This is a genomic window from Pedobacter jamesrossensis (assembly GCF_042650905.1).
GTDB classification, from domain to species: domain Bacteria; phylum Bacteroidota; class Bacteroidia; order Sphingobacteriales; family Sphingobacteriaceae; genus Pedobacter; species Pedobacter jamesrossensis.
This window is the reverse complement of record NZ_JBHSBY010000019.1, coordinates 15,364-40,052: the sequence shown is the minus strand read 5'-3', so window position 1 is coordinate 40,052 and position 24,689 is coordinate 15,364. Positions and strand designations below refer to the sequence as shown.

Annotated in this window: 26 protein-coding genes; 10 read left to right on the top strand and 16 right to left on the bottom strand. The window is 34.1% G+C overall.

From position 1 onward, the window contains the following. Positions 1-158: 158 nt before the first annotated feature. On the top strand, positions 159-677 hold the full coding sequence (locus ACFOUY_RS03125) for a hypothetical protein (protein ID WP_378958999.1): 519 nt from the start codon (positions 159-161) through the stop codon (positions 675-677). Next, complete coding sequence (locus ACFOUY_RS03120) at positions 658-804, top strand: hypothetical protein (protein ID WP_378958998.1); 147 nt, start codon at positions 658-660, stop codon at positions 802-804. The genes ACFOUY_RS03125 and ACFOUY_RS03120 overlap by 20 nt, the downstream gene beginning before the upstream one ends. A 97-nt stretch (positions 805-901) precedes the next feature. On the opposite strand, the gene ACFOUY_RS03115 is transcribed toward ACFOUY_RS03120, so the two are convergent. The 12 genes from ACFOUY_RS03115 to ACFOUY_RS03060 all read right to left on the bottom strand — a co-directional run bounded on the left by ACFOUY_RS03115 (position 902) and on the right by ACFOUY_RS03060 (position 11,937). Beyond that, positions 902-1,852 carry a D-2-hydroxyacid dehydrogenase gene (locus ACFOUY_RS03115; RefSeq protein ID WP_378958997.1) on the bottom strand — a complete coding sequence of 317 codons (951 nt, stop codon included), beginning with the start codon at positions 1,850-1,852 and terminating at the stop codon, positions 902-904. A 61-nt stretch (positions 1,853-1,913) separates the two neighbouring features. Then, positions 1,914-2,987: a 3-phosphoserine/phosphohydroxythreonine transaminase gene (gene serC, locus ACFOUY_RS03110; RefSeq protein ID WP_378958996.1), complete on the bottom strand. Its 1,074-nt coding sequence runs from the start codon at positions 2,985-2,987 to the stop codon at positions 1,914-1,916. A 521-nt stretch (positions 2,988-3,508) separates the two neighbouring features. Next, complete coding sequence (locus ACFOUY_RS03105) at positions 3,509-5,929, bottom strand: TonB-dependent receptor (protein WP_378958995.1); 2,421 nt, start codon at positions 5,927-5,929, stop codon at positions 3,509-3,511. An 82-nt stretch (positions 5,930-6,011) separates the two neighbouring features. Next, the gene (gene rpe, locus ACFOUY_RS03100; RefSeq protein ID WP_378958994.1) at positions 6,012-6,683 is read right to left on the bottom strand and encodes a ribulose-phosphate 3-epimerase; all 672 of its coding nucleotides are present in this window, start codon (positions 6,681-6,683) and stop codon (positions 6,012-6,014) included. Beyond that, positions 6,684-7,160, bottom strand: coding sequence for a DUF6036 family nucleotidyltransferase (locus ACFOUY_RS03095; protein WP_378958993.1), 477 nt, complete (start codon positions 7,158-7,160; stop codon positions 6,684-6,686). Between the two features lie 3 nt (positions 7,161-7,163). Then, entirely contained in the window at positions 7,164-7,343 is a 180-nt protein-coding gene (locus ACFOUY_RS03090) for a hypothetical protein (RefSeq protein WP_378958992.1), read from the bottom strand. Positions 7,344-7,460: 117 nt separating this feature from the next. Then, entirely contained in the window at positions 7,461-9,596 is a 2,136-nt protein-coding gene (pnp, locus tag ACFOUY_RS03085; protein WP_378958991.1) for a polyribonucleotide nucleotidyltransferase, read from the bottom strand. Positions 9,597-9,769: 173 nt separating this feature from the next. Continuing rightward, the gene (gene rpsO / locus ACFOUY_RS03080) at positions 9,770-10,054 is read right to left on the bottom strand and encodes a 30S ribosomal protein S15 (RefSeq protein WP_025146265.1); all 285 of its coding nucleotides are present in this window, start codon (positions 10,052-10,054) and stop codon (positions 9,770-9,772) included. A 325-nt stretch (positions 10,055-10,379) separates the two neighbouring features. After that, positions 10,380-10,571 (bottom strand): hypothetical protein, encoded by a 192-nt coding sequence (locus ACFOUY_RS03075; protein WP_378958990.1) that lies wholly within the window; start codon positions 10,569-10,571, stop codon positions 10,380-10,382. 152 nt (positions 10,572-10,723) lie between these two features. Further along, complete coding sequence (locus ACFOUY_RS03070; protein ID WP_378958989.1) at positions 10,724-10,855, bottom strand: hypothetical protein; 132 nt, start codon at positions 10,853-10,855, stop codon at positions 10,724-10,726. Between the two features lie 62 nt (positions 10,856-10,917). After that, complete coding sequence (locus tag ACFOUY_RS03065) at positions 10,918-11,067, bottom strand: hypothetical protein (RefSeq protein WP_378958988.1); 150 nt, start codon at positions 11,065-11,067, stop codon at positions 10,918-10,920. Positions 11,068-11,115: 48 nt separating this feature from the next. Further along, on the bottom strand, positions 11,116-11,937 hold the full coding sequence (locus ACFOUY_RS03060) for a carboxypeptidase-like regulatory domain-containing protein (RefSeq protein ID WP_378958987.1): 822 nt from the start codon (positions 11,935-11,937) through the stop codon (positions 11,116-11,118). Between the two features lie 157 nt (positions 11,938-12,094). Between ACFOUY_RS03060 and ACFOUY_RS03055 the strand changes: the two genes are divergently transcribed. Both ACFOUY_RS03055 and ACFOUY_RS03050 read left to right on the top strand, forming a co-directional pair. Continuing rightward, a complete protein-coding gene (locus tag ACFOUY_RS03055; protein ID WP_378958986.1) occupies positions 12,095-12,514 on the top strand; it encodes an acyl-CoA thioesterase in 420 nt (139 codons plus the stop codon). A gap of 349 nt (positions 12,515-12,863) precedes the next feature. Continuing rightward, entirely contained in the window at positions 12,864-14,288 is a 1,425-nt protein-coding gene (locus tag ACFOUY_RS03050; RefSeq protein WP_378958985.1) for an MATE family efflux transporter, read from the top strand. 267 nt (positions 14,289-14,555) lie between these two features. On the opposite strand, the gene ACFOUY_RS03045 is transcribed toward ACFOUY_RS03050, so the two are convergent. Next, the gene (locus ACFOUY_RS03045; protein WP_378958984.1) at positions 14,556-15,326 is read right to left on the bottom strand and encodes a queuosine precursor transporter; all 771 of its coding nucleotides are present in this window, start codon (positions 15,324-15,326) and stop codon (positions 14,556-14,558) included. 159 nt (positions 15,327-15,485) lie between these two features. Between ACFOUY_RS03045 and ACFOUY_RS03040 the strand changes: the two genes are divergently transcribed. Beyond that, the gene (locus tag ACFOUY_RS03040; protein ID WP_378958982.1) at positions 15,486-16,712 is read left to right on the top strand and encodes a multidrug effflux MFS transporter; all 1,227 of its coding nucleotides are present in this window, start codon (positions 15,486-15,488) and stop codon (positions 16,710-16,712) included. Between the two features lie 66 nt (positions 16,713-16,778). On the opposite strand, the gene ACFOUY_RS03035 is transcribed toward ACFOUY_RS03040, so the two are convergent. Beyond that, the gene (locus ACFOUY_RS03035) at positions 16,779-17,453 is read right to left on the bottom strand and encodes a PepSY-associated TM helix domain-containing protein (RefSeq protein ID WP_378958980.1); all 675 of its coding nucleotides are present in this window, start codon (positions 17,451-17,453) and stop codon (positions 16,779-16,781) included. Beyond that, positions 17,434-18,945, bottom strand: a complete 1,512-nt coding sequence (locus tag ACFOUY_RS03030) for a DUF2271 domain-containing protein (protein ID WP_378958979.1) — start codon at positions 18,943-18,945, stop codon at positions 17,434-17,436. The genes ACFOUY_RS03035 and ACFOUY_RS03030 overlap by 20 nt, the downstream gene beginning before the upstream one ends. Positions 18,946-19,273: 328 nt before the next feature. On the opposite strand from ACFOUY_RS03030, the gene ACFOUY_RS03025 reads away from it, so the two are divergent. The 5 genes from ACFOUY_RS03025 to ACFOUY_RS03005 all read left to right on the top strand — a co-directional run bounded on the left by ACFOUY_RS03025 (position 19,274) and on the right by ACFOUY_RS03005 (position 24,180). Further along, on the top strand, positions 19,274-20,419 hold the full coding sequence (locus ACFOUY_RS03025) for a methionine aminotransferase (protein WP_378958978.1): 1,146 nt from the start codon (positions 19,274-19,276) through the stop codon (positions 20,417-20,419). Between the two features lie 21 nt (positions 20,420-20,440). Then, positions 20,441-21,244, top strand: a complete 804-nt coding sequence (locus tag ACFOUY_RS03020) for a nitrilase family protein (protein ID WP_378958976.1) — start codon at positions 20,441-20,443, stop codon at positions 21,242-21,244. Positions 21,245-21,353: 109 nt separating this feature from the next. Next, positions 21,354-22,388, top strand: coding sequence for a N(4)-(beta-N-acetylglucosaminyl)-L-asparaginase (locus ACFOUY_RS03015; protein WP_378958975.1), 1,035 nt, complete (start codon positions 21,354-21,356; stop codon positions 22,386-22,388). Next, complete coding sequence (locus ACFOUY_RS03010) at positions 22,388-23,131, top strand: copper homeostasis protein CutC (protein ID WP_378958974.1); 744 nt, start codon at positions 22,388-22,390, stop codon at positions 23,129-23,131. The genes ACFOUY_RS03015 and ACFOUY_RS03010 overlap by 1 nt, the downstream gene beginning before the upstream one ends. Before the next feature lie 524 nt (positions 23,132-23,655). After that, positions 23,656-24,180, top strand: coding sequence for a hypothetical protein (locus ACFOUY_RS03005; RefSeq protein WP_378958973.1), 525 nt, complete (start codon positions 23,656-23,658; stop codon positions 24,178-24,180). Between the two features lie 47 nt (positions 24,181-24,227). Here the strand turns inward: ACFOUY_RS03005 and ACFOUY_RS03000 are convergent, their stop codons facing one another. Beyond that, complete coding sequence (locus tag ACFOUY_RS03000; RefSeq protein ID WP_378958971.1) at positions 24,228-24,626, bottom strand: DUF983 domain-containing protein; 399 nt, start codon at positions 24,624-24,626, stop codon at positions 24,228-24,230. Positions 24,627-24,689: the final 63 nt, after the last annotated feature.

The window sequence follows — 24,689 nt, the reverse complement described above, 5'->3', positions numbered from 1 at the left end:
AATAAAGCTGAAGCGCAACTATACACGTGATATATGAAAGAGCCTTAAGTTACTGAGAGGCACGAGGTAATCTTTATTCTTGTTGTAAGGATGCGTCGTTCCCCGCCATAACGTAATTCCAATCCAAACAACTTCCACTATTTTCGCGTTTATATCGCATGAAGAACTATTGTTATTTACTCTCCATCCTATTCATCAGTTTTCAAACTTTTGCCCAACAAGATACTGCATCTTATGCAGCGCAACGTGTTAAAGTAAATACTTTACTAACAGAGCGTAGTCAAAAATTCGGTCAATACGATGAAAGTTTAAACCAACGAACTGGAATATTTGGCTGGCAAACCAAAAAAGATATTAAAAACTCAAATGAAATTCTGCGTCAGGTGGTTTTGACTGATAATAATATTTTTAAGGAGTTAAAAGTTTTGATGGATTATAAAGACCTGCAAAATCAACAAAAAGTTGCTGTAGCTGATAATTCGCAGGAAAGAATTGAAAATTACATGCGAACGATTAAAAAGCTTCAGGACCAAAATGAAGAATTAAAAAGCGATTTAGCAAAGAAAAATAATGGAAGTTTATCTATTTACATCATTGCCTTTTTGCTGTTGATAATGGCTGGCGGATTTTATTTCTTCAACAAAAAATTAAAAGGTTATGAAAAAAGGATTGTTTAAAGTTTTGCTTAAAATTAACAATGCGATTCTGCCAAGTCTGATTAAAAAAGACCCAAACAAATTAACTACTTTTCAAAAAGCAGTTCTGGGTTATCGTTATTGGGTGTTAACTAATGTCTTGGATTAAAAAATAGACCTTATAGGTTTAATTCGGTGTTGATGTTGTTTTCAATAGCCTCATTTAGGGCTGCGCCGTTTAAAAACCTATAAGGTCTGAAATCATTTTACTTCTTAAAGTGCTCAATAATCAAAGTTGCCAATTCCGTACCAATACGTTCTTGAGCTTCGTTAGTTGAAGCTCCAATATGCGGTGTTAGAGAAATTTTTGGATGAGTTAAAATCGCTTCCAAAGGTGTAGGCTCGTTATCGAAAACATCCAAACCAGCAAAAGCAACCTTACCAGAGTCTAATGCTTCAATTAAAGCTAGTTCATCAATTGTTCCACCTCGAGAGCAATTTACAATACCAACTCCGTTTTTCATTTTAGCAAATTCTTCAGCACCTAAAATAGGTTTATCTGCAAATGGAGTATGTAAGCTAAAGAAATCACTTCCAGTAATTACTTCCTCTAAAGAAACCGTTTTAATTGGAATACTAACTGATTTTCCACCTTGAAAATCTAAAGTAATTTCAGATTCCGACGGATATAAATCGTAAGCTAAAACATTCATTCCTAAACCTAAAGCAACTTTTGCAGTAGCCCGACCAATACGCCCGAAACCGATAATACCGATAGTTTTACCACTTAGTTCAGTACCTTTTGCATAAGCTTTTTTAAGGTTATTAAATTGTGTTGCACCTTCAACAGGCATTTTACGATTAGCATCTTGTAAAAATCTAATACCTGTAAATAAGTGAGAAAAAACCAATTCAGCAACAGACAGTGAAGATGCTGCTGGAGTATTTACAACATTAACACCTACGCTTCTAGCATACTCAACATCAATATTATCCATACCCACTCCACCCCTTCCAATTAACTTAATATTTGGAACAGCATCAATTAATTCTTTTCTAACTTTTGTTGCACTACGAACAGTAATCGCATCGTAGTTTTTCAAAGCTTCGGCCAATTGGTCTTGAGGAATGGTTTCAGTATCAACCTGGAAACCTGCTTTTTCTAATAATTCTTTTCCGATAGGGTCTATCCCATCGTTTGCTAATATTTTAATCATTGTTATTTATGATTGCACAGATTAAAGCAATTATGCTATTAATGTGTGGTTATAATTTAAATTAATTCGCTTTTGCCTGGTTTTCTTCGAATGATTGCATTGCCTCAATTAAGGCATGTACGCTGGTAATTGGCAACGCGTTATATATCGATGCACGGAAACCACCAACACTTCTATGTCCTTTAATACCCACAATACCCTGTTCTTCAGCTAGTTTCAAGAATGGTTTTTCTAATTCTGCGTTTTCCATTACAAAACAAATATTCATTTTTGAACGGTCTTCAACTGCACAAGTACCTTTAAATAATGGGTTACGGTCAATTTCTCTATAAAGTGCTTCAGCTTTTTGCTTGTTTTCTTTTTCAATTTCAGCAACACCACCTTTCGATTTTAACCAACGAAGATTTAATAATGCAACATAAATAGAGAAAACTGGTGGTGTATTGTACATCGAACCATTATCAATATGAGATTGATAATTTAACATTGAAGGAATTTTACGGTCAATTTTACCTAAAATTTCATCTTTAACAATTACGATAGTTAAACCGGCAGGACCAACATTTTTCTGTGCTCCGGCATAAATTAAATCGAACTGCGAAACATCAATTACGCGGCTCATAATGTCAGAAGACATATCACAAACAATTGGAACACTAGTTTTAGGTGCTTCAAAAAGTTCTGTTCCGTAAATGGTGTTGTTAGATGTGTAGTGGAAATAAGCACTATCTGCAGGAATTTCGAAATCTTTTGGAATAAATGTATAGTTTGCATCCTTAGATGATGCTACAACATTTACATTGCCTACAAATTTAGCTTCTTTTAAAGCTTTTGTAGCCCAAACACCAGAATCTAAATAACTTGCAGTTTGTCCATCGCCTAATAAATTCATTGGAACCATTGCAAATTGCAAACTTGCACCGCCTTGTAAAAATAAAACGGAATAACCCGATGGCACGTTTAATAATTCTTTTACCAATTTCTCTGCTTCAGCAACAACTGCCTCAAATTCGGTTGTTCTATGCGAAATTTCTAAAATCGATAATCCATCGTTAAAATCTAAAACTGCCTGTGCAGCTTGTTTAAACACTTCTTGAGGTAAAATACAAGGGCCTGCGCCAAAATTATGCTTCATCTTATTATATAAATGATTATGCCGTAAATGTAAAATTTTTAAGCCAGTTATAGCTACAAAATCGTATCATAAAAAATTAAATTTTGTTAAAAATTACATTGAAATTGATGGTTTTGTTACATTTTTTGTAATTAAAACCATTAATGTAAAACACAAGATTTTTTATGACCTGGAAAGCAAAAACAGTAGCTTTTCGGCTATGGCAGTCCCGCCATTCGCTCCAATCTTTTTATAATTGTCACACTTAGCTTGTCGAGGTACTGCAACAAAAAGTATTTTTGCTACTGTCGGGTTTAGATTACTTACGCTCGGTAATTCTTGGGAAGATTTTCCGTAAAAGTTGTATAATTTGGCTGAAGGCTAAATGGCCTATCAAAAGAGACCGTTAGCTAAAGCAGACTGCAATGAACAGCATAATTTATAAGCAAAACCAATATTCGTTGCCATTGTTTTAAACCAATGGATAAATAATTACTATGAATACAAAATTATATAATTCCTTAATCTTGATTTAATCCCGGTCAATTCTTCAACTTTACAATCAATTTCAAATTAAACTGTCGGCCCGTTAAATAATTTGGAATTGCATATTGTACATTATCAACATCTTTCAACCACAAATAAGAAACTGTATTATCGATATTTAGCATATTAAAAACTTCGAAAAATAGAATCACAGAACTGAAATTTTTATCTAAAAACTTCGGTTTATGTAGGGCTGCATCATCTAAAAAATCTTTCGAGAAACCAATATCTACGCGTTTGTAAGACGGGATATAAAACTTATCCAAATATCTTGGCGTTTGCGATGGACCAATTGGTAAACGCGAACCATAAAGCATATTCAAATGCACTTTATAAGTTGGACTATTCAACAACCGATCCTGAAAGAAAACAGAAAAATTAAGTCTTTGGTCGGTTGGGCGCTTTAAGTAACCTGGGTAAATTATTTCGCCATTTTGCACATAGCTATCTCCAATAATATCTTCGTTAGCATGCATAACTGACATGCGAAAATACGAAACCAAATCTTTCACAAACTCACCACCAATACTAAAATCAGCTCCGTAAGCATAACCTCTCGAAACCTCGTTGGCTAAATATTTAATTCTCAAATTATCTATTTTATAAGGAATTAATCTATCAGAATATTTGAAATAAGCCTCGGAAGTAAATTTTAAACGTGTTCCAAAAGCATCGAAAGCATAATCGTAACCGATAGAAGTATTGTAAGAACTTTGGGCTTTTTGATTAATAATCAACTTTCCGGTAAAATCTCGAATAGTTCTATAAGATGGTGGTTGCTTATAAACACCTGCGGTAAACCTTAAAATTTTATTGTTAGAATTTGGTCGGTAAGCAAGCAACATCCGTGGGCTAATCAATAACTGCTTACTCAATGAACTATAAGTTGCACGAGCGCCTAATTGCAGTTCTGCATAATTAGAAAGCGAGTAACTATCCTGAATGTAAGCACTATAATTTTTAATATCAATGTTGTTTTCTACATTAATAACATTTTGTAGAACAATATCTTTTCTATTGTTTGGCAAAATATATCCGGCAGAATCGGTGAAGTTATATTCATTTAAACGGTCATCATATTTAGATTTATCAAACTTTAATCCCCAAGAAAAAACATGATTATTGAAATTTTGGTCAACCTTAATTTCTGATGCGAAAATCTGTGTATTCAAGCTATTTCTGCCATAATTATAATAGCTTCCAACTCCCCTGTTTTTGGTAATTGGGCCAAAATCTTCTATTGGAAAGCTATTATCAACTTCATCAAAAACATAACTTCCATCAATATCAAATCGCTCTCTTTCAATGGTATTAAAATAGCTGTTAATGAATTTGATAACTAAATTTGGTTTCGGCGAATAAGTTGCCGTTACTGCAGTCCCTAAAGCTTGGTAATCATCAATCTCCTGACCATTGTAATCTACATTTAAACGTAATGTTGTATTCAAAGTACCAAACTTCGTTTCGCGATTTGTAGGTACTAATTTAAACTGACCTAAATTCAGGTTTCCCAAAAAGCTTAAATTAAACTTTGATGAAAAATCATACTGATAAAGTACCTGTACATCACCAAAATTTGGACTGTAACTGCCCTTTTCATCTTGCTTTATCAGCACATTGGCGTTGTTTTTATATCGTAAACCGGTAAGCAAAAAGCTTCTTCTGAAAATCCGCTTAGCTGTTAAAGAGGTATTTAAAAGGCTTGTACTTAAAATTGTTTGATTACTATCTGGCTTATCATATCTTATATCCAAAACTGATGAAAGTTTATCGCCGTATTTGGCCTCAAAACCTCCTGCAGAAAATTTGGCTTTGCTTACCAACTCAGAATTTATAAAACTCAATCCCTCCTGCTGCCCGTTACGAATTAAAACAGGCCGATTTATTTCTACATCATTAATGTAAATTAAGTTTTCATCAAAATTGCCTCCGCGAACACTGTATTGCGCACTTAACTCGTTGTTTGTAGAAACGCCAGGTAACATTTTCAACAGCGTTTCGAAATTACCAGAAACCAAGGGCATTGATGCTACATCTGCAATATTTATGGTAGTTGTATTACTAAGCTGATTTTGCTTATTTGTGATATTAACTTGTTCTAACTCGTTAATATTGCCTACCAAACTTAAATTTTGTGTTATTCTTGCTCCAGAACGCTCACTAAATTTTAAAGTTTGAGGTTGATAACCAAGCAAAGAATATTTAATGGCAAAGGTTTTTGATTTTGAATAAATTGTGTAAATGCCAAATTCATCGGTAACTGTACTTTGAGCCTGTCCCAAAACAATTACTGTTACTTGAGAAAGCGGCAATTTTTCATCATTATAAATAATCCCAGAAACCCTAACCAAAGGCTGAGCAACGGTTAAACCGCAACAAGCAATTAAAAGGAAAAGGATTAGCCGAAATTGGAGCATTTATTTAAGTATCAAGATATGAGTATCAAGTATCAAGACTTTGAATCAAATTAATGTCTGCGACAAATAATCAGATAAATAATTAGGCAGTTAAACTATTCGCGGTCAAGCTTTTCATTTTAGAAATGGTTTCTGCCGGATCATCGGTTGCAAAAATTGCATTTCCCGCAACGAAAGCATTCGCACCTGCAGATACTAATGTGCCGATATTTTGCAAACCTACGCCACCATCTACCTGGATAACTAAATCTTCATTTACACCTTGAATCAAGTGTTTTAAATCTTGAATTTTCTTATAGGTATTATGGATAAATTGCTGCCCGCCAAAACCTGGATTTACAGACATAATCAACACTAAATCTAAATCTCCAATTACATCTTGCAATAAAGTAACTGGTGTATGTGGATTTAATGCAACACCAGCCTTACAGCCAGCTGCTTTGATTAACTGAATCGTTCTATGTAAGTGTGTACAAGCTTCATAATGAACCGTAATTCTATCTGCGCCGGCCTGGGCAAATTCTTGAATATATTTATCGGGCTCAACAATCATTAAATGAACATCTAATGGCTTTTTTGCATGTTTTTTAACGGCAGCCATTACTGGGAAACCAAATGAAATATTTGGAACAAAAACGCCATCCATCACATCAACATGAAACCAATCGGCCTCACTTTGATTAATCATTTCGATATCGCGTTGCAAATTGCCAAAATCGGCAGAAAGTATGGATGGGGCAATGATGTATTTCATTTATTCGTTTCTTAATTTTTTAATATTTTCTAATTCAATTATGTCTATTTGGTCTTTCGGACGATTTGCAGCTTTCTTAGAATCAATTAATTGATTAATGTGCAAAAACGGAATATCCAATTCATAAATAGTTGCAATTGATGCATATTCTAAACACTTGTCAAAACCAAATTCTTCCAAACCTTTTACAGAAGTCATGATATCCATCCTTAAATTATTATCCAAATAAAAATCAGTCCAGCCTGGAATAAAAACTAAAGTTTCTAAGTTCTTAAAATCTCCTAAGCCATAATCTTTGAATGCAGCCCGTAAATTTTGTCTGTTTTCTAAGTTATCTTTAATCCAAATATCTATATCATCAGTTGTTCGATGGAATCCATGTAAATTTGTTGCTACTCCACCAATCATTATAAAGCTAACTTCATTTTTAAGCAGCGACCGCCATAGTTTTAAAATTTCATCATCAAAAACATCCATTTATCAATCGATTTTTTTATGAGTAATTTTCGCAGATTTTAAAATCATATTTAATTTCATCAATCTGGCCATGGTATGAAAACGTTCTGTATACGAACTTGATAAGCCCTTTTTTAATAAGTCTTCTTCAGCCTTTTTATAATCAGCAATTGGTTCCTCAACAATATTTATATCTTTCTTCATCTGCAATGCAAGTTACAAAATCATTGTTAAACAAAATAGCTAACAACAAAAAACCCTTTCAGTAAAAAACTGAAAGGGTTTCAATATCTAAAAGTCCCCTTTAGGGGATTTAGGGGTTTACGCTTGTGGCGCAGTTGGTTTTTCTGGTCTTGGCAATAAAACTTTGCGAGAAAGTTTCATTTTACCTTGTTTATCGATGTCTAATAATTTAACCTCGATTTTATCACCTTCTTTCAATACACCGTCCATAGTTTCTAAACGTTCCCATGAAATTTCAGAGATGTGTAGTAAACCATCTTTACCTGGCATAACCTCAACGAATGCGCCAAACGGCATAATCGATTTTACTTTACCTTGGTAAACTTCACCAATTTCTGGTTTAGCAACAATATTACGGATACGAGTAACAGCAGCATCAATTGCAGCTTTATTATCAGCAAAAATTTCTACAATACCTTTACCATCAACTTCTTCGATAGAGATAGAAGCGCCAGTTTCGCGTTGCATTTCTTGGATAATTTTACCTCCAGGGCCGATAATTGCACCAATGAATTCTTTCTCAATAGTTAAAGAAACAATACGTGGAGCATGTGGCTTGTAATCTTCATTAGGCGAGCTAATCGTTTTCTTCATCTCGTTTAAGATGTGTAAACGACCTTCTTTAGCTTGTAATAAAGCTTTAGTTAAAACTTCGTATGATAAACCATTGATTTTTAAGTCCATTTGACAAGCAACAATACCATTTTCAGTACCAGTTACTTTAAAGTCCATATCACCTAAATGATCTTCATCACCTAAAATATCAGAAAGGATAGCATATTTACCAGTTTTTTCATCAGTAATTAAACCCATTGCAATACCAGAAACTGGAGATTTAATTTTGATACCAGCATCCATTAACGCTAAAGTACCAGCGCAAACAGTTGCCATTGATGATGAACCGTTAGATTCTAAAATATCAGAAACAATACGAATTGTATATGGATTAGCTTCACCTTGAGGTAAAACTTTTTTCAACGAGCGTTGTGCTAAAGCACCGTGACCAATTTCGCGGCGACCGGCACCTCTGTTAGGTCTAACTTCACCAGTTGAGAAACCAGGGAAATTATAGTGCAATAAGAATTTTTGGTAACCATTAACGAAAGCACCGTCAATCATTTGCTCATCATCTTTGCTACCTAAAGTAACCGATGTTAAAGATTGAGTTTCGCCACGTGTAAACACTGCCGAACCGTGTGCTGCTGGCAAATAACCAACTTCACTCCATATTGGGCGAATTTCGGTTGTTTTACGGCCATCTAAACGAATACCTTCATCTAACAACAAATTTCTAATCGCATCGTACTGAACATCATGGTAATAATGTTTAGCCATTGCTTTAGTTAAATCTGCAGTATCTTCTGGCATTGCCTCGAAAAACTCATTAATAATCGCGGTGAAACCAACTTTACGTTCATCTTTATTAGAACCAGATTTGGCTATAGCGTAAACTTTATCATAAGTATCAGCAAAAACCTTAGCTCTTAAATCAGCATCGTGGTCTTCGTGGCTATATTCGCGTTTTACTGTTTTACCAGTTTCTTCAGTTAATTCTAATTGTAAAGCACATTGTTTTTTAATTGCATCGTGTGCAAATTTCAATGCCTCAACCATTTCATCTTCCTGAATTTCATCGCACTCACCTTCAACCATACCGATGTCGTTAGCCGAACCAGCAACCATAAATTCTAAAGTTGCACGTTGTAATTCGCTAGCTAATGGATTGATTACCAATTTGCCATCAATTTTAGCAACACGTACTTCAGAAATTGGACCGTTGAAAGGAATATCTGATACAGCTAATGCAGCCGATGCAGCTAAGCCAGCTAAACAATCAGGCATAATATCTTTATCCGCAGAAATTAATGAAATCATCACTTGTGTATCAGAATGATAATCTGAAGGGAACATTGGGCGTAAAGCTCTATCTACCAAACGAGAAATTAAAACCTCGTAATCAGATAATCTAGCCTCACGACGTAAAAATCCACCTGGAATACGGCCGGTTGCTGCGTATTTTTCTTGATAATCAACCGATAATGGTAAGAAATCAGTTCCTGGTTTAGCACCTACAGTAGATACAACAGTTGCTAACAACATAGTATCGCCCATTTTTACTACAACCGAACCATCAGCTTGTTTAGCCAATTTACCAGTTTCAATCTCGATTGTTCTGCCGTCGCCTAAATCAAGCGACTTTTTTATTACATTCATTTAATTAGAATTATGGTGTGTTTTCCTCTTTGCCCACACCTTGTTTATATATGTTTTTGTTTTTGCAAAATAAGCAAGCTTTAAACTTACCGCGTTTCCAAGAACTTGTTGTAAAGCTAATGAAAAATAAAAAGCCATTCCCTAAAGAATGGCTCTTGTTGATAAAATTACGCTTATTTTTGTTTAATGATATCACGAAGCGATAAAGCTTTAATGATAGCACGATAGCGCTCAATATCTTTTTTGTATAAGTATGCCAAAATACCGCGGCGTTTACCTACCAATTTTTGAAGTGATAACTGTGTAGAGAAATCTTTACGATTTTTCTTTAAGTGCTCTGTTAAGTGCGCAATACGGTATGTAAATAACGCTACTTGACCTTCTGCAGAACCAGTGTTGGTTTCTACTTCGCCGTGTTGTTTAAAGATTTCGGCTTTCTTCTCTGGACTTAAATACATTCTTGAATAATATTAAAGTGTTTAAAAATTAATTAATTATCGCAAAGGATGTTCCTTTGGAATGGCGCAAAGATAAAGCTATTTTTATTTATAAGCAAGCGAAATTATTGCGAGCATTAAAGTAACTTTTAGGGTATTTGGACTTGGAAAGCATTGTTCCGTGTTAATCGGTTACAGCAGTCCCGCCCTCGCTAAAATCTTTTTGCAACAGCACTTCCTTTTCCGTCTTTGCGAAGAGGAACGACGAAGTAATCACATTCGGCAATTGAGGCAAAAAGTATTTTCGCTAAGTCGGGTTTAATGAACTCAAAATTGTGCAAAAAATTTAACCTCTCTTATTAATACGTTCTAATTCTAAAACGTCCAACTGGTCTTTAGGTCTATTGGTTGCTCTCTTATTCTCAAGTAAATGATTGCAATGAAGAAATCTGGCTTTAATCCCTTTTATTTCATCCACAGTAGCCATTTTAAAATATTCATCAAACTTATACTTATCTAACCCAGGTATATCGGTCATTAAATCTGCCTATTTTCCATCATCCATCATTACTTCGTAATAGCCAGCAACAATAGGAACATCCAAAAGCATGTCGTATTTACCATAGCCCATTTTATCTAAAGCAAAGATTAAGTTTTGCCTATTTTCTTTAGAGCCTTTTAAATAAATATCTAATCTCCTGTGGTTCTATTGTATCCGTATCGATTTACCGCAAAACCTCCAACAATAAGATAGCGTAAATCAAACTGCTCAAATGTTTCTAACAACAAAAGCATTTCTGGATTTTCTTTATCAAAAGACATATTTAAAATTATGCGTTTGGCTTACGAATAACAATGCCCTTTCCTTGCGGTTTTTTTAGAGGTTAGCCCCCGTTCATTCTAACTGAAATATAGTTGAGTTGCAAAACACCAAAGAAATGTTGTTCTACTGTACGACTTAAATATAGATTTTCACGCTCTTCAACAATTGTTTCGCGTGGAATTGATGTATCATATAGCGTAAGTTTTCCCATTACAAATCAAAAATAGTAAAATTACTGTTTAATTTTGGGAATTATGCACTACATTTCAGCTGTAACGTAGATACTGCAACCACCCAATTCGTTCTTTATCCATACACCTTGACTGCTACTTCTCAAAAAACTATTAGCTGCCCCTAATTTTGCTGCAAATACAATAGATTTTTGTTCGCTAGGCAAATACTCAAAAGAAACCACAAAATCCTCATCAAGATAAATAGCTTCATCTTTTAAATCTATAGTAAACCAACCATTTTTAATTATAGCCTTTTTAATAATACTTTTTTCGATCAATCTTTTACCAGGCAAACCATTCTCAAAAGCATAAAAATTAAGACGAATCCTAACCTCTTTCATCGATTCAGAAAGCACGAAAATGTTAGCATTCATAATTTTTGCGGGTTTCTTTAAGCGTATTAATCGAGCTTGCTCTAATATGTCATTTTGCTGGTAGCTTTTAGTAGGAATAGATACCATTGGTGTTCTACCAGTTATTCCAAGCTTGTATTGTTTTAATTTAACATTACTTATAGTAACTTCAGCAAGTTGATTAATCTTCTCTTCAAGTACAGCCTCAATACTTTTTTTATTTGCAATTGATTTAATAAGATAGCTTTTATCCCTAAACCCAATGCTCGAAAAAGTAAGTGAATCATTTGATAAAGAATCAGGAATTGAAATACTAAATTTCCCATCTTCCTTACTTACCGTGCCAATCTTTCCCCTTTTTATTCCAATATTAGTATAAGGAAGTATTTGTCCATTGCTATTTTTTACATATCCTGAAATTACAGATTGACCAAAAGCCGAAATATTTAAAACTAGAAGACTGATGGCGAGTAAGCTTAAAAAGATTTTTTTCATTTCGCTAAGTAATAAATTAAACCATTTAGCATAAAATTTTTAACAACATTTAACGCTGAACTTATGGCAGATAGTTTTTGGGCGAGTATACAGTAAGTACTAAAAATTAATTTATAGCCCACCTCGGAATCATGAAAATGATTTACTTTTGCTTCAAATGATAAAGAACCAATACAGCATTTTCGAAAGCGAATTACGTGTCCGTCCAGATGACATAGACATGTTTAACCACGTACATAACAGTAAATACTTAGATTATGTACTGGCTGCACGTTACGAGCAAATGGAAAAATTCTATAATATGCCTTGGGAACATTTTACCAAATTAGGTTTAGGTTGGGTGGTTAGTCGTGTTGATATTAGCTTTAAACGTCCTCTATTAATGAATGATTTGATGTTGATTAGAACAGGTATTTTAACGATGAACGATAAAGGTTGTTCGGTTCAGTTCGAAATTATTAATGAAAAAACTGGTAAAGTAGCATCAGATGGGATTTTCGACTATATACTAATTGATTTGAACACAAATCGAGGAACAAAAGTTACCGAAGAAATGATTAAGGCATATAGTATATAAATTTAAATAAGTCGTCATTTCGACCGAAGTGGAGAAATCTTTGTAACAGATGGTATCTATTTCTTTGTTCAAAGATTTCTCTGTTGCACTGCGCTCCAGTTGAAAGAATTTTTAATTTTTTCTGTATTTTCTTGGTAATCAAATAATCAACTCCTTAAAAATCTGTCATCGAAATTTGACAATACAGAATTTTATATATATTTGTATTATCAAAAAGAACAAACCATGATAGTATCTGCAATCCGTTTAAGATTTTAAAAACTCTAGGATTCCCTCAAATTTAATTTCAATTGCGCATGTTTAAATGCGTATTTTTTGGTTTATTCATTACATTTCACATTTATTATATATGTCACAGTCAATCAAGACACCGGGCAAACTATCTTCTTTTTTCGAAGTTCTTATTCAATCTTTAAAAGGTAACGAAGTTGATTTAACATCAATTAGTATTAAACGAGCCATCGTATTATTAGCTATTCCAATGATGTTGGAAATGGCCATGGAATCGGTATTTGCCTTAGTCGATTTATATTTCGTTGGCCATTTAGAGAACAGCAGCCACGCCATACAAACCGTGGGTTTAACAGAATCGGTTTTAACCATTATTTATTCGTTAGCTATTGGTTTAAGTATGGCCGCCACCGCAGTTGTAGCTCGTAGAATTGGCGAAAAAAATCCAGAGGCAGCCTCTAAAGCGGGTATGCAAACTATTATTATTGCGGTAGCAGTTAACTTATTGATTAGTATTTTAGGGTTAATTTATGCTCGCGATATACTGTTGCTCATGGGCGCATCTGTAGAAACAGCAAACCATGGCACTGCTTTCGTTCGTATTATGATGGGCGGAAGTATTATTATCGTTTTACTTTTTTTAATTAACGGTATTTTTAGAGGTGCTGGTAATGCTGCAATTGCCATGCGAAGCTTGTGGATTGCAAATATTGCAAATATCATCCTCTGCCCTATTTTTATCAACGGTTTTGGGCCAATACCTGCATTCGGTTTAACTGGCGCAGCTATAGCAACAACTATTGGTCGGGGATTAGGAGTTACTTATCAAATTTACAATTTGTTCAGCGGCAAAAATGCTTTAAAAATTAAAGTGAGCTATTTTATTCCAGATTTTAAACAAATTAAGGCTATAATTAAAGTTGCTGCACCAGCTATTTTTCAGTTCGTAATAGCCAGCTGTAGCTGGGTATTTTTAGCCGAATTAGTAGCTACCACAGGCGGAGATGAGGGTTCGGCTGGTTACCAGACAGCTTTAAGATTGATGATGTTTTTCTTATTGCCCGCTTGGGGCTTAAGCAATGCAGCAGCAACGTTGGTTGGTCAAAACCTTGGTGCAGGCCATATAGATAGGGCTGAAAAATCTGTTTTCCAAACCATGAAATATATTTTTGTATTTATGGCTGTAGTGAGTGTACTTTTTCTAACCTGCGGACATTTATTTGCAGCATTTTTCACATCAAACGAAAAAGTAATTGAGATAGCAAGCAGAGCCTTAAAAATACTCAGCATAGGTTTTATCATTTACGGAATGGGCATGGTGCTTACAAGTGCCTTTAACGGGGCTGGCGATACCTGGACACCAACAAAAATTAACATTTTTGCCTTTTGGTTATTCCAAATACCTTTTGCTTATTTATTAGCAAAATATTTAAATATGGGTCCGACTGGTGTTTTTATAGCAATTCCAAGTGCCGAAGTTGGAATTGCAATTGCTGCATTTATTCTATTTAAAAAAGGCAAATGGAAGAAAACAAAGGTTTAGAAAGTTTACTATAATTTTTCGTCTTTGCGAGGTATGCTAAAATCATTTATTGGTTAAAATCTTACCTCGCAATTACGATTACTCCAATCATTTCAAATCAACTTTATTGAACGTTAACCAATAATATATTTTGCATAAGGAAGCTGAACTTTATTGCAATAGTAAAAGATATCAGATTGTTTATTAAGCTTTTCTGCCATTCTTATAAAGAAAATCGAGGATTGCATAATCCAATATATAATTGAATACTAAGCACATAAAATGAACCTAGCCTCTTCCTGCCATTTTCATCAACTTATGCGCAAGGTCTTTACCCAAATAACCATCAATAATAGCATGAACGATATATAAGATTGGCGTCATCAAGATAGCAACAACAAATTTATAAGTATAGCCAACCAAGCCAATGGCAAATACTTGTTGCCAACTATAATTGTATTGAGGGTTGATATAAAAAGCGATAAAAATTACAACAAAACTATCTACAAATTGAGAAACTAATGTTGAACCGGTAGCTCGCAACCAAAGTGCCCGCTCTCCTGTTATCTTTTTTATTCTGTGAAAAATAATTACATCGACCATTTGCCCAACAATGAAGGCGACAATAGAACCTACAATAATCCACATTCCTTGACCAAAAATACCTGCAAAAGCATTGTTCATATTTAGGTCTTCACCATTTATTTTTTGATGAACCCAAAAATCAGCGGCGCTTAAATGCATAGATCCCCAAACTACCAGAAAAGCAAAAGCGATTAGAATGGAAGTCATAATTGATAAAAAACGAACTTGCTTAACACCAAAATATTCGTTAATAATATCAGTCATGATGAAGATTATTGGCCATGTTAAAACGCCAGCCGACATTACAAAAGATAGATTTTTAACGCCAAGTAAATTGATATCAAATTTTTTAAAACCTAAAGTTTCTTCAACACTGAATAATTTAACTCCGATAAACTCTGATAATATTGCATTTGCCACAAAAAAACTTCCCAGAACGAGTAGTAAGCGGCTTTCTTTAGTTTTAAAAGTCATAGAGCATAAATCTAAAAATAAATCAAGTTAGATTTATCTTTTAATGCCTTAAATTTCAAATTTATACTAAAACAGACTTATATTTTACAATCATTCGATCTTTAAAATAGGTTAATAACTTAAATCTACCAATCTTTGCGCCTCGGAAAAATAAACAACATGGCTAAGAAAAAAAACTTCTATCTCATCCTTATTTTGGGTTCTTTAGCGGCTCTTGGCCCTTTTTCTATTGATATGTATTTGCCTGGCTTTGTAGATATTGCAAAGGATTTAAAAAGTACAGAATCTACAGTTGCGCTTTCTTTATCAAGTTTTTTTATCGGTATTTCTGCCGGACAACTTTTATATGGTCCCTTACTTGATAAATTTGGTCGTAAAAGACCCTTATACTTCGGTTTAGTTCTTTATATACTTTCTTCATTTTTATGTTTAGCCGTAACCGATGTAAACCAGTTAATTGTTTTACGTTTTATACAAGCAATTGGTAGTTGTGCTACAGCTGTAGCATCGATGGCAATGGTAAGAGATTTATTTACAGTTGATGAAAGTCCAAAAGTTTTTGCATCATTAATGTTGGTAATTGCAGTTTCACCTATGTTGGCGCCAACTGCTGGCGGTTACTTAATTTCGGCATTAGGCTGGCAATATGTATTTGTATTTTTAGGTTTTATGGCAATATTAATGTTACTGGCATCTATATTTAAGCTACCGGAAAGTTATCAGCCTGACCCAAATTATTCTTTAAAACCAAAACCAATTCTTACCAATTTTTTAACTGTTTTAAAAGAACCACAGTTTTACACTTATGCGCTGATCAGTTCAATTACCTTTTCTGGTTTATTCGCTTATGTATCATCATCACCACAAGTATTTATGAAGATTTACGAAGTAAGTAAAACTGGTTATGGATGGATTTTCGCTTTACTTTCTGTCGCTTTTATTGGCTCAAGTCAACTCAATAGCTTAATTTTAAAGTGGTTTACCAGTAAGAAAATTGTAACATGGGCTTTGGCCGCTCAATGCGCTTTCAGCTTAATATTTTTAATTTTTGCTATAAATGATTGGTTAAATTTATACTTAACTATCGGTTTTATTGCTTTATTTCTTTCTTGTTTAGGATTTATAAATCCAAATGCGGCAGCCTTAGCATTAGCTCCTTTTACTAAAAACGCTGGAAGTGCATCGGCATTAATGGGTGCTTTACAAATGGGATTAGGCGCATTGGCTTCAGTAATGGTTAGTTTATTCAGCGAACATTCAGTTGTACCAATGCCATTGGTAATGACAACTGCTGCATTTATTGCAATGCTTTGTTTACTTATTGGAAGAAGATTTATTGTAACCGAAGTTGAGGCCTCGGCAGATACAGCAATTACTGCACACTAAAATTTAATTATCGAAACATAAAAAGCAGCCAAATATGGTTCTTTGGGTCTTGATGATTTAACAACCTTAAGGCACAAACATTTTCCAAACAATATAACACACCAAAGTACTAACGGCAGCAATAATAAAACCACTTAATCTTTTCTTTTTAATGAAACAGATTAATATAATTCCCGAAATCGAAACCAAAGTCATCAGCACAGCAGAAATATCAATAATCCATGACCAGGCTTTGCCAGAATCGCGACCTTTGTGCAAATCATTAATTACAGCAACAGCACCAAATCGAGTTACCGTAAGTTTATATTTACCAGTTTCACGGTCGATAAATGAATCAGCCAAATAGCCCGGTCCATTAAAAGTTAAGCTTAGTTCACTATCGTCAATCCTAAAATCACTTAATGTGCCTTTAACCTCATATTTGCTTCGTAAAAATTCTACAATCTGTAGTTTGTTAATTTTGGCTGTATCAGTTTGATTAACCCATTTTACATTCACATTTCCCGAATCTTTGGTAACAACTTCTTTTCCCGAAGTAAACCAATCGGCATGATTTAGTGTTAAACCAGAAACCGCAAAGAAAAGTAAGATGGTAAAACTCACCATCGATAAATAAATATGAAGCCAACGCGACAAACCTGCAAAACGTTTTTTGCCTTTTCCTTTTCCAGTTTCCTTTTTAATAGGCTTTTTTCCTAAACCTACTGGCGCAGATACGATATTACTTTTTTCGGTAGTCAAGCGATGCTGATGTTAATTCTGTATTTGGGGTTAATTCAATTTTTTGGGCAGAACCTGCAAACTTCATTTGCTTAGAAATAATCTGGTAAGTTCCGTGCTCACGGGCAACTTCAATGTAAACTGTATAAGCACCAGCTTTCACAAAATTTCCATTATTGTCCTTACCATCCCAAGATAAACTATATTTACCAGGACCACGAGTTGCAGAACTTGTAGAACTTAGTTTACTATTCTCTTTCTTAAACTCCTCGCCATTAGTACGATTCCACGATTTTAAATCAGGTAGCCAACGCGGTTTGTTATACCAAATTGCCAAATTACGAACTGGTTTTTTTGCAGCATCTTCTACCCAAACGGCCACAAAAGGACGGCGGGTACGACGGCCATCAACCGATTCGATATTTGCCAATTCTAAATTAACGATCAGTTCAAATTTCGTATTCCAAAGCTTATCAGCTTTGCTGCTATTTACCGAAATAATAGGTTTATCTACTTTAGCTTCGTACTTAGCCCAATTTTTACTTTTAATCTCGTCGCCATTTTTGGTTACCAATAAATAGGCAACATCATTTCTAGTCGAAGCCAATTTTGCAATTTCATTAACCGATAAAACATTGAAAGAAGTTGCTAAAGCACCAGCCTCGCTTGCATTTTGAGCTATTACTGTTGCACTAATAATCTCAGAAACTGGGTTTCCTGTGCGTGGATCAACAATATGCGAATACCATTTTCCATTAACACTATAACCTCTACGATAATTTCCACTTGTTGCAACAGCCATATTCGATACTTTTATGGTTGTTAGCACAGCATCATTTTCTGCATTTGCTTTTGGGTTTGCAATTTCAATATTTTCAGTATCGCTACCTTTAGCAACCATATCGCCACCAATATTTACAACCACATTTTCAATACCTTTAACAGCAATTGCCTTCTCAGCAGCTTTATTAATAATATAGCTTTTCGCAAAAGAATTCAGAACCAACGGTGCATCATCTAAGCGGGTAACGGTTTGGTTTTCTCCATTTAAAACGTAATGCTTTTGCTTTACTGTAGCAACTGCCTTTTGTAATTCTGTGTTAGATGGTAAATGATTTTCTTCAGCAGCTTTCTTCCAAACCTTTGCAATAACTTCTGCAGAAGCATCTAATGCACCATTTGTAACCGATCTATAATTTTCAAACTGTTGCAAAATCTCAAACAAATCAGTCGAAATTCTTGTAGTTTGTTTACCATTTTGCATCCATTTACTAAATTCACTCGTTTTCTTGTAAGCACTTAAAATATTATCCAACCTATCAATTTCGTTTAGCGCATTGGTTTCGGCAAGCTCAGCATCACTTTGGTTTGAAGATTTAAATTTTAGCTCTAACGAGGTTCCCAAGACGTTTTCGTAGTTAGAAACAAAAGTTCGCGTAGCTTTTTTAGGCGTTATGAACGCCGAAAATGTTATCGCCAAAATAAGAGTGGCTAAGAGGTGCTTAAATTTCATAATAGAAATAGGTTATTTATGACAAAGAAAATTATTTATTTGGATTAAATAAAAATAGTGACTAATATTAATTAAAATATTACATGCTTAATATTTATTTAAAAAATTTGCGTGTTAACTTTATCGATAACCTCACTCTCGCTTTTGTTGCAACGAAAATGGGTTTATGAAATTTGGATGGTATTTCATTTCAAAGGTTTAACGAAGTATCACCGAATCTTTTTCATATTTCTACTTTTCAAAAAAGATTAAAATTTAAAAAAGAAACACCGCTTTAACCTTTTAGTAATTAACATTTCAAGCTTTTTTTGCTATTTTCGCTTATAAGATGTTAAATATACAATCGAAACTTCCCGGCGTAAGCACAACCATTTTCTCGGTAATGTCTAAGCTTGCGGCAGAACATAATGCCATTAATTTATCTCAAGGTTTTCCAGATTATCCTTGCGACCCAATGCTTATTGATTTAGTTAACAAAGCCATGAAAGATGGTTTTAACCAATATGCACCAATGCCTGGTTCGCCATTATTGACAAGAAATATTGCCGAAAAAGTAGAAAATCTATATAAAGTAAAATATAATCCTGATACAGAAATTACCGTAACAGCTGGCGGAACACAAGCTATTTTTACCGCTTTAACTACAATTATTAATAATGGCGATGAAGTGATAATTTTCGAACCTGCTTATGATAGTTATGCACCAACTATAAAACTTTTAGGCGGTTTGGTAAAAACTTATGAGCTTGCTCCACCCAATTATGAAATTGATTGGGATATGGTTAAAAAGCTATTTACAGCGAAAACCAGGATGATTATTTTGAATTCTCCACAGAATCCAACAGGCAGTATTTTATCAGATAATGATATGCAAGCGTTAATTAAACTGATTAGCGGAACTGATATTTTAATTTTGAGCGATGAGGTTTACGAACATTTAATTTACGATGAACAGAAACATCAAAGTGTAATGCTTTACCCTGAATTAAAGGAAAGAAGTTTTATTGTAGCATCTTTTGGCAAGCTTTTACATGCAACAGGATGGAAACTGGGCTACTGCCTCGCACCAGAGACACTAACCAAAGAATTTAGAAAAATACACCAATTTAATGTTTTTAGCGTTAATAGTGCAATGCAACAAGCCATTGCCCAATACATTAAAGAACCAGCAAATTATTTAGGAATCGGAAATTTCTTTCAAGAAAAACGCGATTACTTTAGAGGGCTTTTAGCTGAGAGCCGATTTAAACTATTACCTTGTAATGGATCTTATTTTCAATGTGCAAGCTATAGTGATATCAGCGAGGAAAAGGATACAGATTTCAGTATTAGGCTGATAAAAGAATTTGGAGTTGCCACTATCCCTGTTTCGGCATTCTACCAAAAAGCAACAGACCATAAAATTATTCGTTTCTGCTTTGCCAAAGAAAATTCAACCCTTGCCTTGGCTGCAGAGAAATTAAAAAATGTTTAATCATCCCGCAAAAATAAACATATGGAAACACCTATTTACACTCAAATAGAAAACCTGAAAGTAACCATTTTTCAGGCTTATTTATTTTGGGAAAACATAGAGAAAAACCTTTTAAATTTGGCTTTACGCTTATCCATGGGCGTTAGAGAAAAAACAGATTTAATAATTTTACCAGAAATGTTTAATAGTGGTTTTAGTATGAATTCTGAAACACTTGCCGAAGAAATGGGTGGACCCACTATGCAATGGATGCAAAAAATAGCTCATCAATATAATTGTGTAGTCACTGGGAGCTTAATTATTAAAGAAAACGGACATTATTTTAATCGCCTAATCTGGATGAACCAAGATGGAGAATTCAAACATTACGATAAACGTCACTTGTTTGGAATGGGCAATGAAGACAAACATTTTAGCCCTGGGACAGATAAACTAATAGTTGAGCTTAAAGGCTGGAAAATCAGATTAGCAGTCTGTTACGATTTGCGTTTTCCTGTTTGGTTGCGTAACGTAAATGAAGAATACGATATCTTACTTTTGGTTGCGAGCTGGCCAGATAAACGTTCGTCCCATTGGAAAGCATTAATTCCTGCAAGGGCAATAGAGAACCAAAGCTACGTTATTGGTGTTAATCGTGTTGGTCACGATGGTAATCAAGTTTATCATGGTGGCCATTCAATGGTTATCGACCCATACGGAAGCACTGTTTACTATAAGCCTGAAGATGAAGATATGTACACTGTAACCATTAATTATGAAGAATTGGTTAAAATAAGGCGCCAATTTCCCTTCTTAAAAGATGCAGATACTTTTGAAATTAGTTAACAGCTATATGTTTTCAACTTTCAGGTAATAAAAAAGTTGATATAATTCCCTCATTATTCAAACAATATTCCTTAAATCATTTCAAATAATTAATTACTTTACCAAACAAATGTTTAATCGTCGTAAATTTATAAAAGCCTCTGCTCTTTCTGCTGGCTTATTAGCCATTGATAAAACCAGTATGGCTGATGCAATTCCTTCAAAAACTACAAATGCTGCAAATTTTCCAATTGTAATTTCCACATGGGATTTTGGAATTGCCGCAAATGCTGATGCATGGAAAGTATTATCAAAAGGCGGAAGAGCTTTAGATGCTGTTGAGCAAGGTGTTTGGGTACCTGAAGCCGATGAAAAAAATCAATCGGTTGGCTACGGTGGCTTGCCAGATAGGGATGGAAAAGTTACCCTTGATGCTTGTATTATGGATGATCTTGGAAACTGTGGTGCCGTTTTAGCTCTAGAACATATAAAACATCCTATTTCTGTAGCTAGAAAAGTGATGGAAAAAACTCCTCACGTTATGCTTGCCGGAGACGGTGCATTACAATTTGCTTTAGAACAGGGCTTTAAGAAAGAGAATTTACTTACGCCAGCGAGTGAAAAAGCCTGGAAAGAGTGGCTAATAACAGCTAAATATGCACCTGTAATGAATATTGAGAATAAACTTTATGATAAAGTAGCTCCTCAAAAATTACCTGGTAATCAATACAACCACGATACAATTGGTATGCTTGCTATTGATGCAAAAGGAAATATTTCTGGTGCATGTACTACAAGCGGAATGGCTTATAAATTACATGGCCGAATTGGGGATAGTCCGATTATTGGTGCAGGTTTATTTGTAGATAATGAAGTTGGTGGCGCAACATCTACTGGTGTTGGCGAAGAAGTAGTGCGTAATGTTGGTTCATTTTTAGTTGTTGAATTGATGCGACAAGGCTACACACCAGAAGCTGCTTGTAAAGAAGCAGTTATGCGCATCATTAAAAAGAAACCAGAAATTGCTAAAAATATTCAAGTTGGATTTTTAGCAATAAATAAAAAAGGCGAATATGGTGCATACGCAATACAACAGGGCTTTAGTTATGCTGTTTGTAATAGCGAAAAGCAAGATTTACTGATAAAAGGGAAAAGTTATTACTAATGTCTGGTATTTTAGAAATATGTGCTAACTCGTATTCATCTGCTTTAGCCGCACAAAATGGTGGTGCAAAACGCGTTGAGTTTTGTGATAATTTAGCCGAAGGCGGAACAACCCCAAGTTATGGTCAAATCGCATTAGCAAAGCGAAATTTATCTATAGAAATTTGGCCAATCATTCGCCCAAGAGGTGGGGATTTTTTATATTCCGACATAGAGTTCGACTTAATGAAAGAAGATATAATATCCTGTAAATCATTAAATTGTGATGGAGTAGTTATTGGTATACTCAAAGCAGATGGTTCAATAGATAAAGAACGCACGAAAGTATTAATCGACTTAGCAAAGCCTATGCAAGTAGCTTTCCACAGAGCCTTCGATATGAGTAATAATATGGAAACGGCTTTGGAAGATTTGATAGATTTAGGAGTCGTTCGTGTGCTTACTTCAGGGGGATCTTCTTCAGCTTTTCAAGGTATTGAAAAACTCGCTGAATTGGTAAAGCGGGCGAACGGAAGAATTTCTATTATGCCTGGAGCTGGTATAAATGAAAGCAATATTCAAGAATTAATAGATAAAACAGGAGCTACAAATTTCCATGCTTCAGCCAAAGTATTTGTTCAAAGCCAAATGGTTTATCGAAATACAGAAACTAAAATGGGTAGTATCAATGATGAATATCAATATGAGTTAACTTCGGAAGAAAAAGTTAAAGGATTGGTTGGGCTTATCAGTCAAATTAAATAATGAAAGTTATACTTAAACCATACAATTTTCTCCTTATTGCAGCCACACTATTTCTAGTTGCCTCGTTTTTTGTAAGCACACAAACAATCCATTTAAACTTTTTAGATACTTATTATATAATCAATTTCACCCAATTTTTAAGAATAATAGCAATCTTACTTTTATTTTTTAGTTCGATTTATAAATTTTTACAACATTGTCTCGCGTACCAATCGTTAAGTTGGATTCATATTATTTTATCGATTTTATTAATTTTCATCTTCATTTGGGTTAATTATAATTTTTATAAATCTCTTGCTTTAATCGAAACGACAAAACAAGGTTCAACAAATTATTATAGTGAAAATAGCCTTACTATTAACCGTATTGCATTTGTTTTTATCTTAATTCAAATCCTACCCATTTTAAATCTGCTTATTGGGTTATTTAAAAGAGATTAAAAAAATAAAAAAAAATATCGCAATAATTTAACAATCAGATATTTAGTATATTTAATTAATCATTTCACTCTAAAAATAAGCAAAATGAAAAAATTATTCCTCTTACTTGCATCTGCATTGTTTTTGGCTTCTTGCCAAACAAAAGAAACAAAAAAGGCTGATTCGGTCTCAACAGATACAACAAAGTATCCATATGCAATTGAAAAAATGCAAAGTTGGCAAATGAATACTGATAGTAAAAATGCTTTAACCGCAATGAATCTCATTAAAACTTTCGAAAATCTAGACACTGCAAGTATGGGCAAAATCCTATCGGATAGTGTACTATTCGACCTCGATGGTTACCAGTTTAAAGGCACTAAATCTGAATTTCTTAAGGAAATACAAAGGGAGTTTGCCAAAATGAGCAGCTTTAAAATTAAAATGCTTGATTTTGAATCGGTTATTAATACGGATAAAAGTGAAGAATGGGTAAGCCTTTGGTATAAACAAATTTCTACTACAAAAGATGGAAAAAGCGATACTATAGGATTATATAATGATATTAAATTAAAAGATGGAAAAGTTGTTAGACTCTCTGAATATGTTCAACATCCAGCAAAGAAATAAAGAACCAAAGTCCCGATTTTGCATCGGGACTTTGGTTCTTTAAAATTTTATTTTTTATCTCCGCTACCTGGAACATACCCCAGGTTTGGAGTTAACCAATGTAATAATATAACTCTCGAGTATCGATAATTGATTGGTGAAAGGAGAAAAACTCCTAATAGAATTAGCCCAACGTAATACCACAAGTTTTCGTAAATAAGTGGCAAACCTAAAATATAAGATGCCACTCCTATTGTAATAATTTCTGCAACATTCATTGCGTAGCTAACAAACATAGCCACATAAAAAAAACCAGGCTCTCTTTCAAATTTTAAATTGCAGTATGGGCAATTCACATTAGTTTTTTGAAGTTTAAAAGCATAAGCGCTACCGGTAAAAATATCACCTTTACGGCAACGTGGGCACTTACATTGTAATACAGCTTGAAATTTTGAAAGCTCTGCCATAATTGAATTTATTTATAGTACAAATGTAAGATTTGAGAATCCGCTAAATTATGATCTAAATCA

What these genes read in the sequence shown, in the direction of transcription:
- ACFOUY_RS03125 (WP_378958999.1), top strand. Translation starts at nt 159, where the DNA reads ATGAAGAACTATTGTTATTTACTCTCCATCCTATTCATCAGTTTTCAA.
- ACFOUY_RS03120 (WP_378958998.1), top strand. Translation starts at nt 658, where the DNA reads ATGAAAAAAGGATTGTTTAAAGTTTTGCTTAAAATTAACAATGCGATT.
- ACFOUY_RS03115 (WP_378958997.1), bottom strand. Translation starts at nt 1,852, where the DNA reads ATGATTAAAATATTAGCAAACGATGGGATAGACCCTATCGGAAAAGAA.
- serC (WP_378958996.1), bottom strand. Translation starts at nt 2,987, where the DNA reads ATGAAGCATAATTTTGGCGCAGGCCCTTGTATTTTACCTCAAGAAGTG.
- ACFOUY_RS03105 (WP_378958995.1), bottom strand. Translation starts at nt 5,929, where the DNA reads ATGCTCCAATTTCGGCTAATCCTTTTCCTTTTAATTGCTTGTTGCGGT.
- rpe (WP_378958994.1), bottom strand. Translation starts at nt 6,683, where the DNA reads ATGAAATACATCATTGCCCCATCCATACTTTCTGCCGATTTTGGCAAT.
- ACFOUY_RS03095 (WP_378958993.1), bottom strand. Translation starts at nt 7,160, where the DNA reads ATGGATGTTTTTGATGATGAAATTTTAAAACTATGGCGGTCGCTGCTT.
- ACFOUY_RS03090 (WP_378958992.1), bottom strand. Translation starts at nt 7,343, where the DNA reads ATGAAGAAAGATATAAATATTGTTGAGGAACCAATTGCTGATTATAAA.
- pnp (WP_378958991.1), bottom strand. Translation starts at nt 9,596, where the DNA reads ATGAATGTAATAAAAAAGTCGCTTGATTTAGGCGACGGCAGAACAATC.
- rpsO (WP_025146265.1), bottom strand. Translation starts at nt 10,054, where the DNA reads ATGTATTTAAGTCCAGAGAAGAAAGCCGAAATCTTTAAACAACACGGC.
- ACFOUY_RS03075 (WP_378958990.1), bottom strand. Translation starts at nt 10,571, where the DNA reads ATGACCGATATACCTGGGTTAGATAAGTATAAGTTTGATGAATATTTT.
- ACFOUY_RS03070 (WP_378958989.1), bottom strand. Translation starts at nt 10,855, where the DNA reads ATGTCTTTTGATAAAGAAAATCCAGAAATGCTTTTGTTGTTAGAAACA.
- ACFOUY_RS03065 (WP_378958988.1), bottom strand. Translation starts at nt 11,067, where the DNA reads ATGGGAAAACTTACGCTATATGATACATCAATTCCACGCGAAACAATT.
- ACFOUY_RS03060 (WP_378958987.1), bottom strand. Translation starts at nt 11,937, where the DNA reads ATGAAAAAAATCTTTTTAAGCTTACTCGCCATCAGTCTTCTAGTTTTA.
- ACFOUY_RS03055 (WP_378958986.1), top strand. Translation starts at nt 12,095, where the DNA reads ATGATAAAGAACCAATACAGCATTTTCGAAAGCGAATTACGTGTCCGT.
- ACFOUY_RS03050 (WP_378958985.1), top strand. Translation starts at nt 12,864, where the DNA reads ATGTCACAGTCAATCAAGACACCGGGCAAACTATCTTCTTTTTTCGAA.
- ACFOUY_RS03045 (WP_378958984.1), bottom strand. Translation starts at nt 15,326, where the DNA reads ATGACTTTTAAAACTAAAGAAAGCCGCTTACTACTCGTTCTGGGAAGT.
- ACFOUY_RS03040 (WP_378958982.1), top strand. Translation starts at nt 15,486, where the DNA reads ATGGCTAAGAAAAAAAACTTCTATCTCATCCTTATTTTGGGTTCTTTA.
- ACFOUY_RS03030 (WP_378958979.1), bottom strand. Translation starts at nt 18,945, where the DNA reads ATGAAATTTAAGCACCTCTTAGCCACTCTTATTTTGGCGATAACATTT.
- ACFOUY_RS03025 (WP_378958978.1), top strand. Translation starts at nt 19,274, where the DNA reads ATGTTAAATATACAATCGAAACTTCCCGGCGTAAGCACAACCATTTTC.
- ACFOUY_RS03020 (WP_378958976.1), top strand. Translation starts at nt 20,441, where the DNA reads ATGGAAACACCTATTTACACTCAAATAGAAAACCTGAAAGTAACCATT.
- ACFOUY_RS03015 (WP_378958975.1), top strand. Translation starts at nt 21,354, where the DNA reads ATGTTTAATCGTCGTAAATTTATAAAAGCCTCTGCTCTTTCTGCTGGC.
- ACFOUY_RS03010 (WP_378958974.1), top strand. Translation starts at nt 22,388, where the DNA reads ATGTCTGGTATTTTAGAAATATGTGCTAACTCGTATTCATCTGCTTTA.
- ACFOUY_RS03005 (WP_378958973.1), top strand. Translation starts at nt 23,656, where the DNA reads ATGAAAAAATTATTCCTCTTACTTGCATCTGCATTGTTTTTGGCTTCT.
- ACFOUY_RS03000 (WP_378958971.1), bottom strand. Translation starts at nt 24,626, where the DNA reads ATGGCAGAGCTTTCAAAATTTCAAGCTGTATTACAATGTAAGTGCCCA.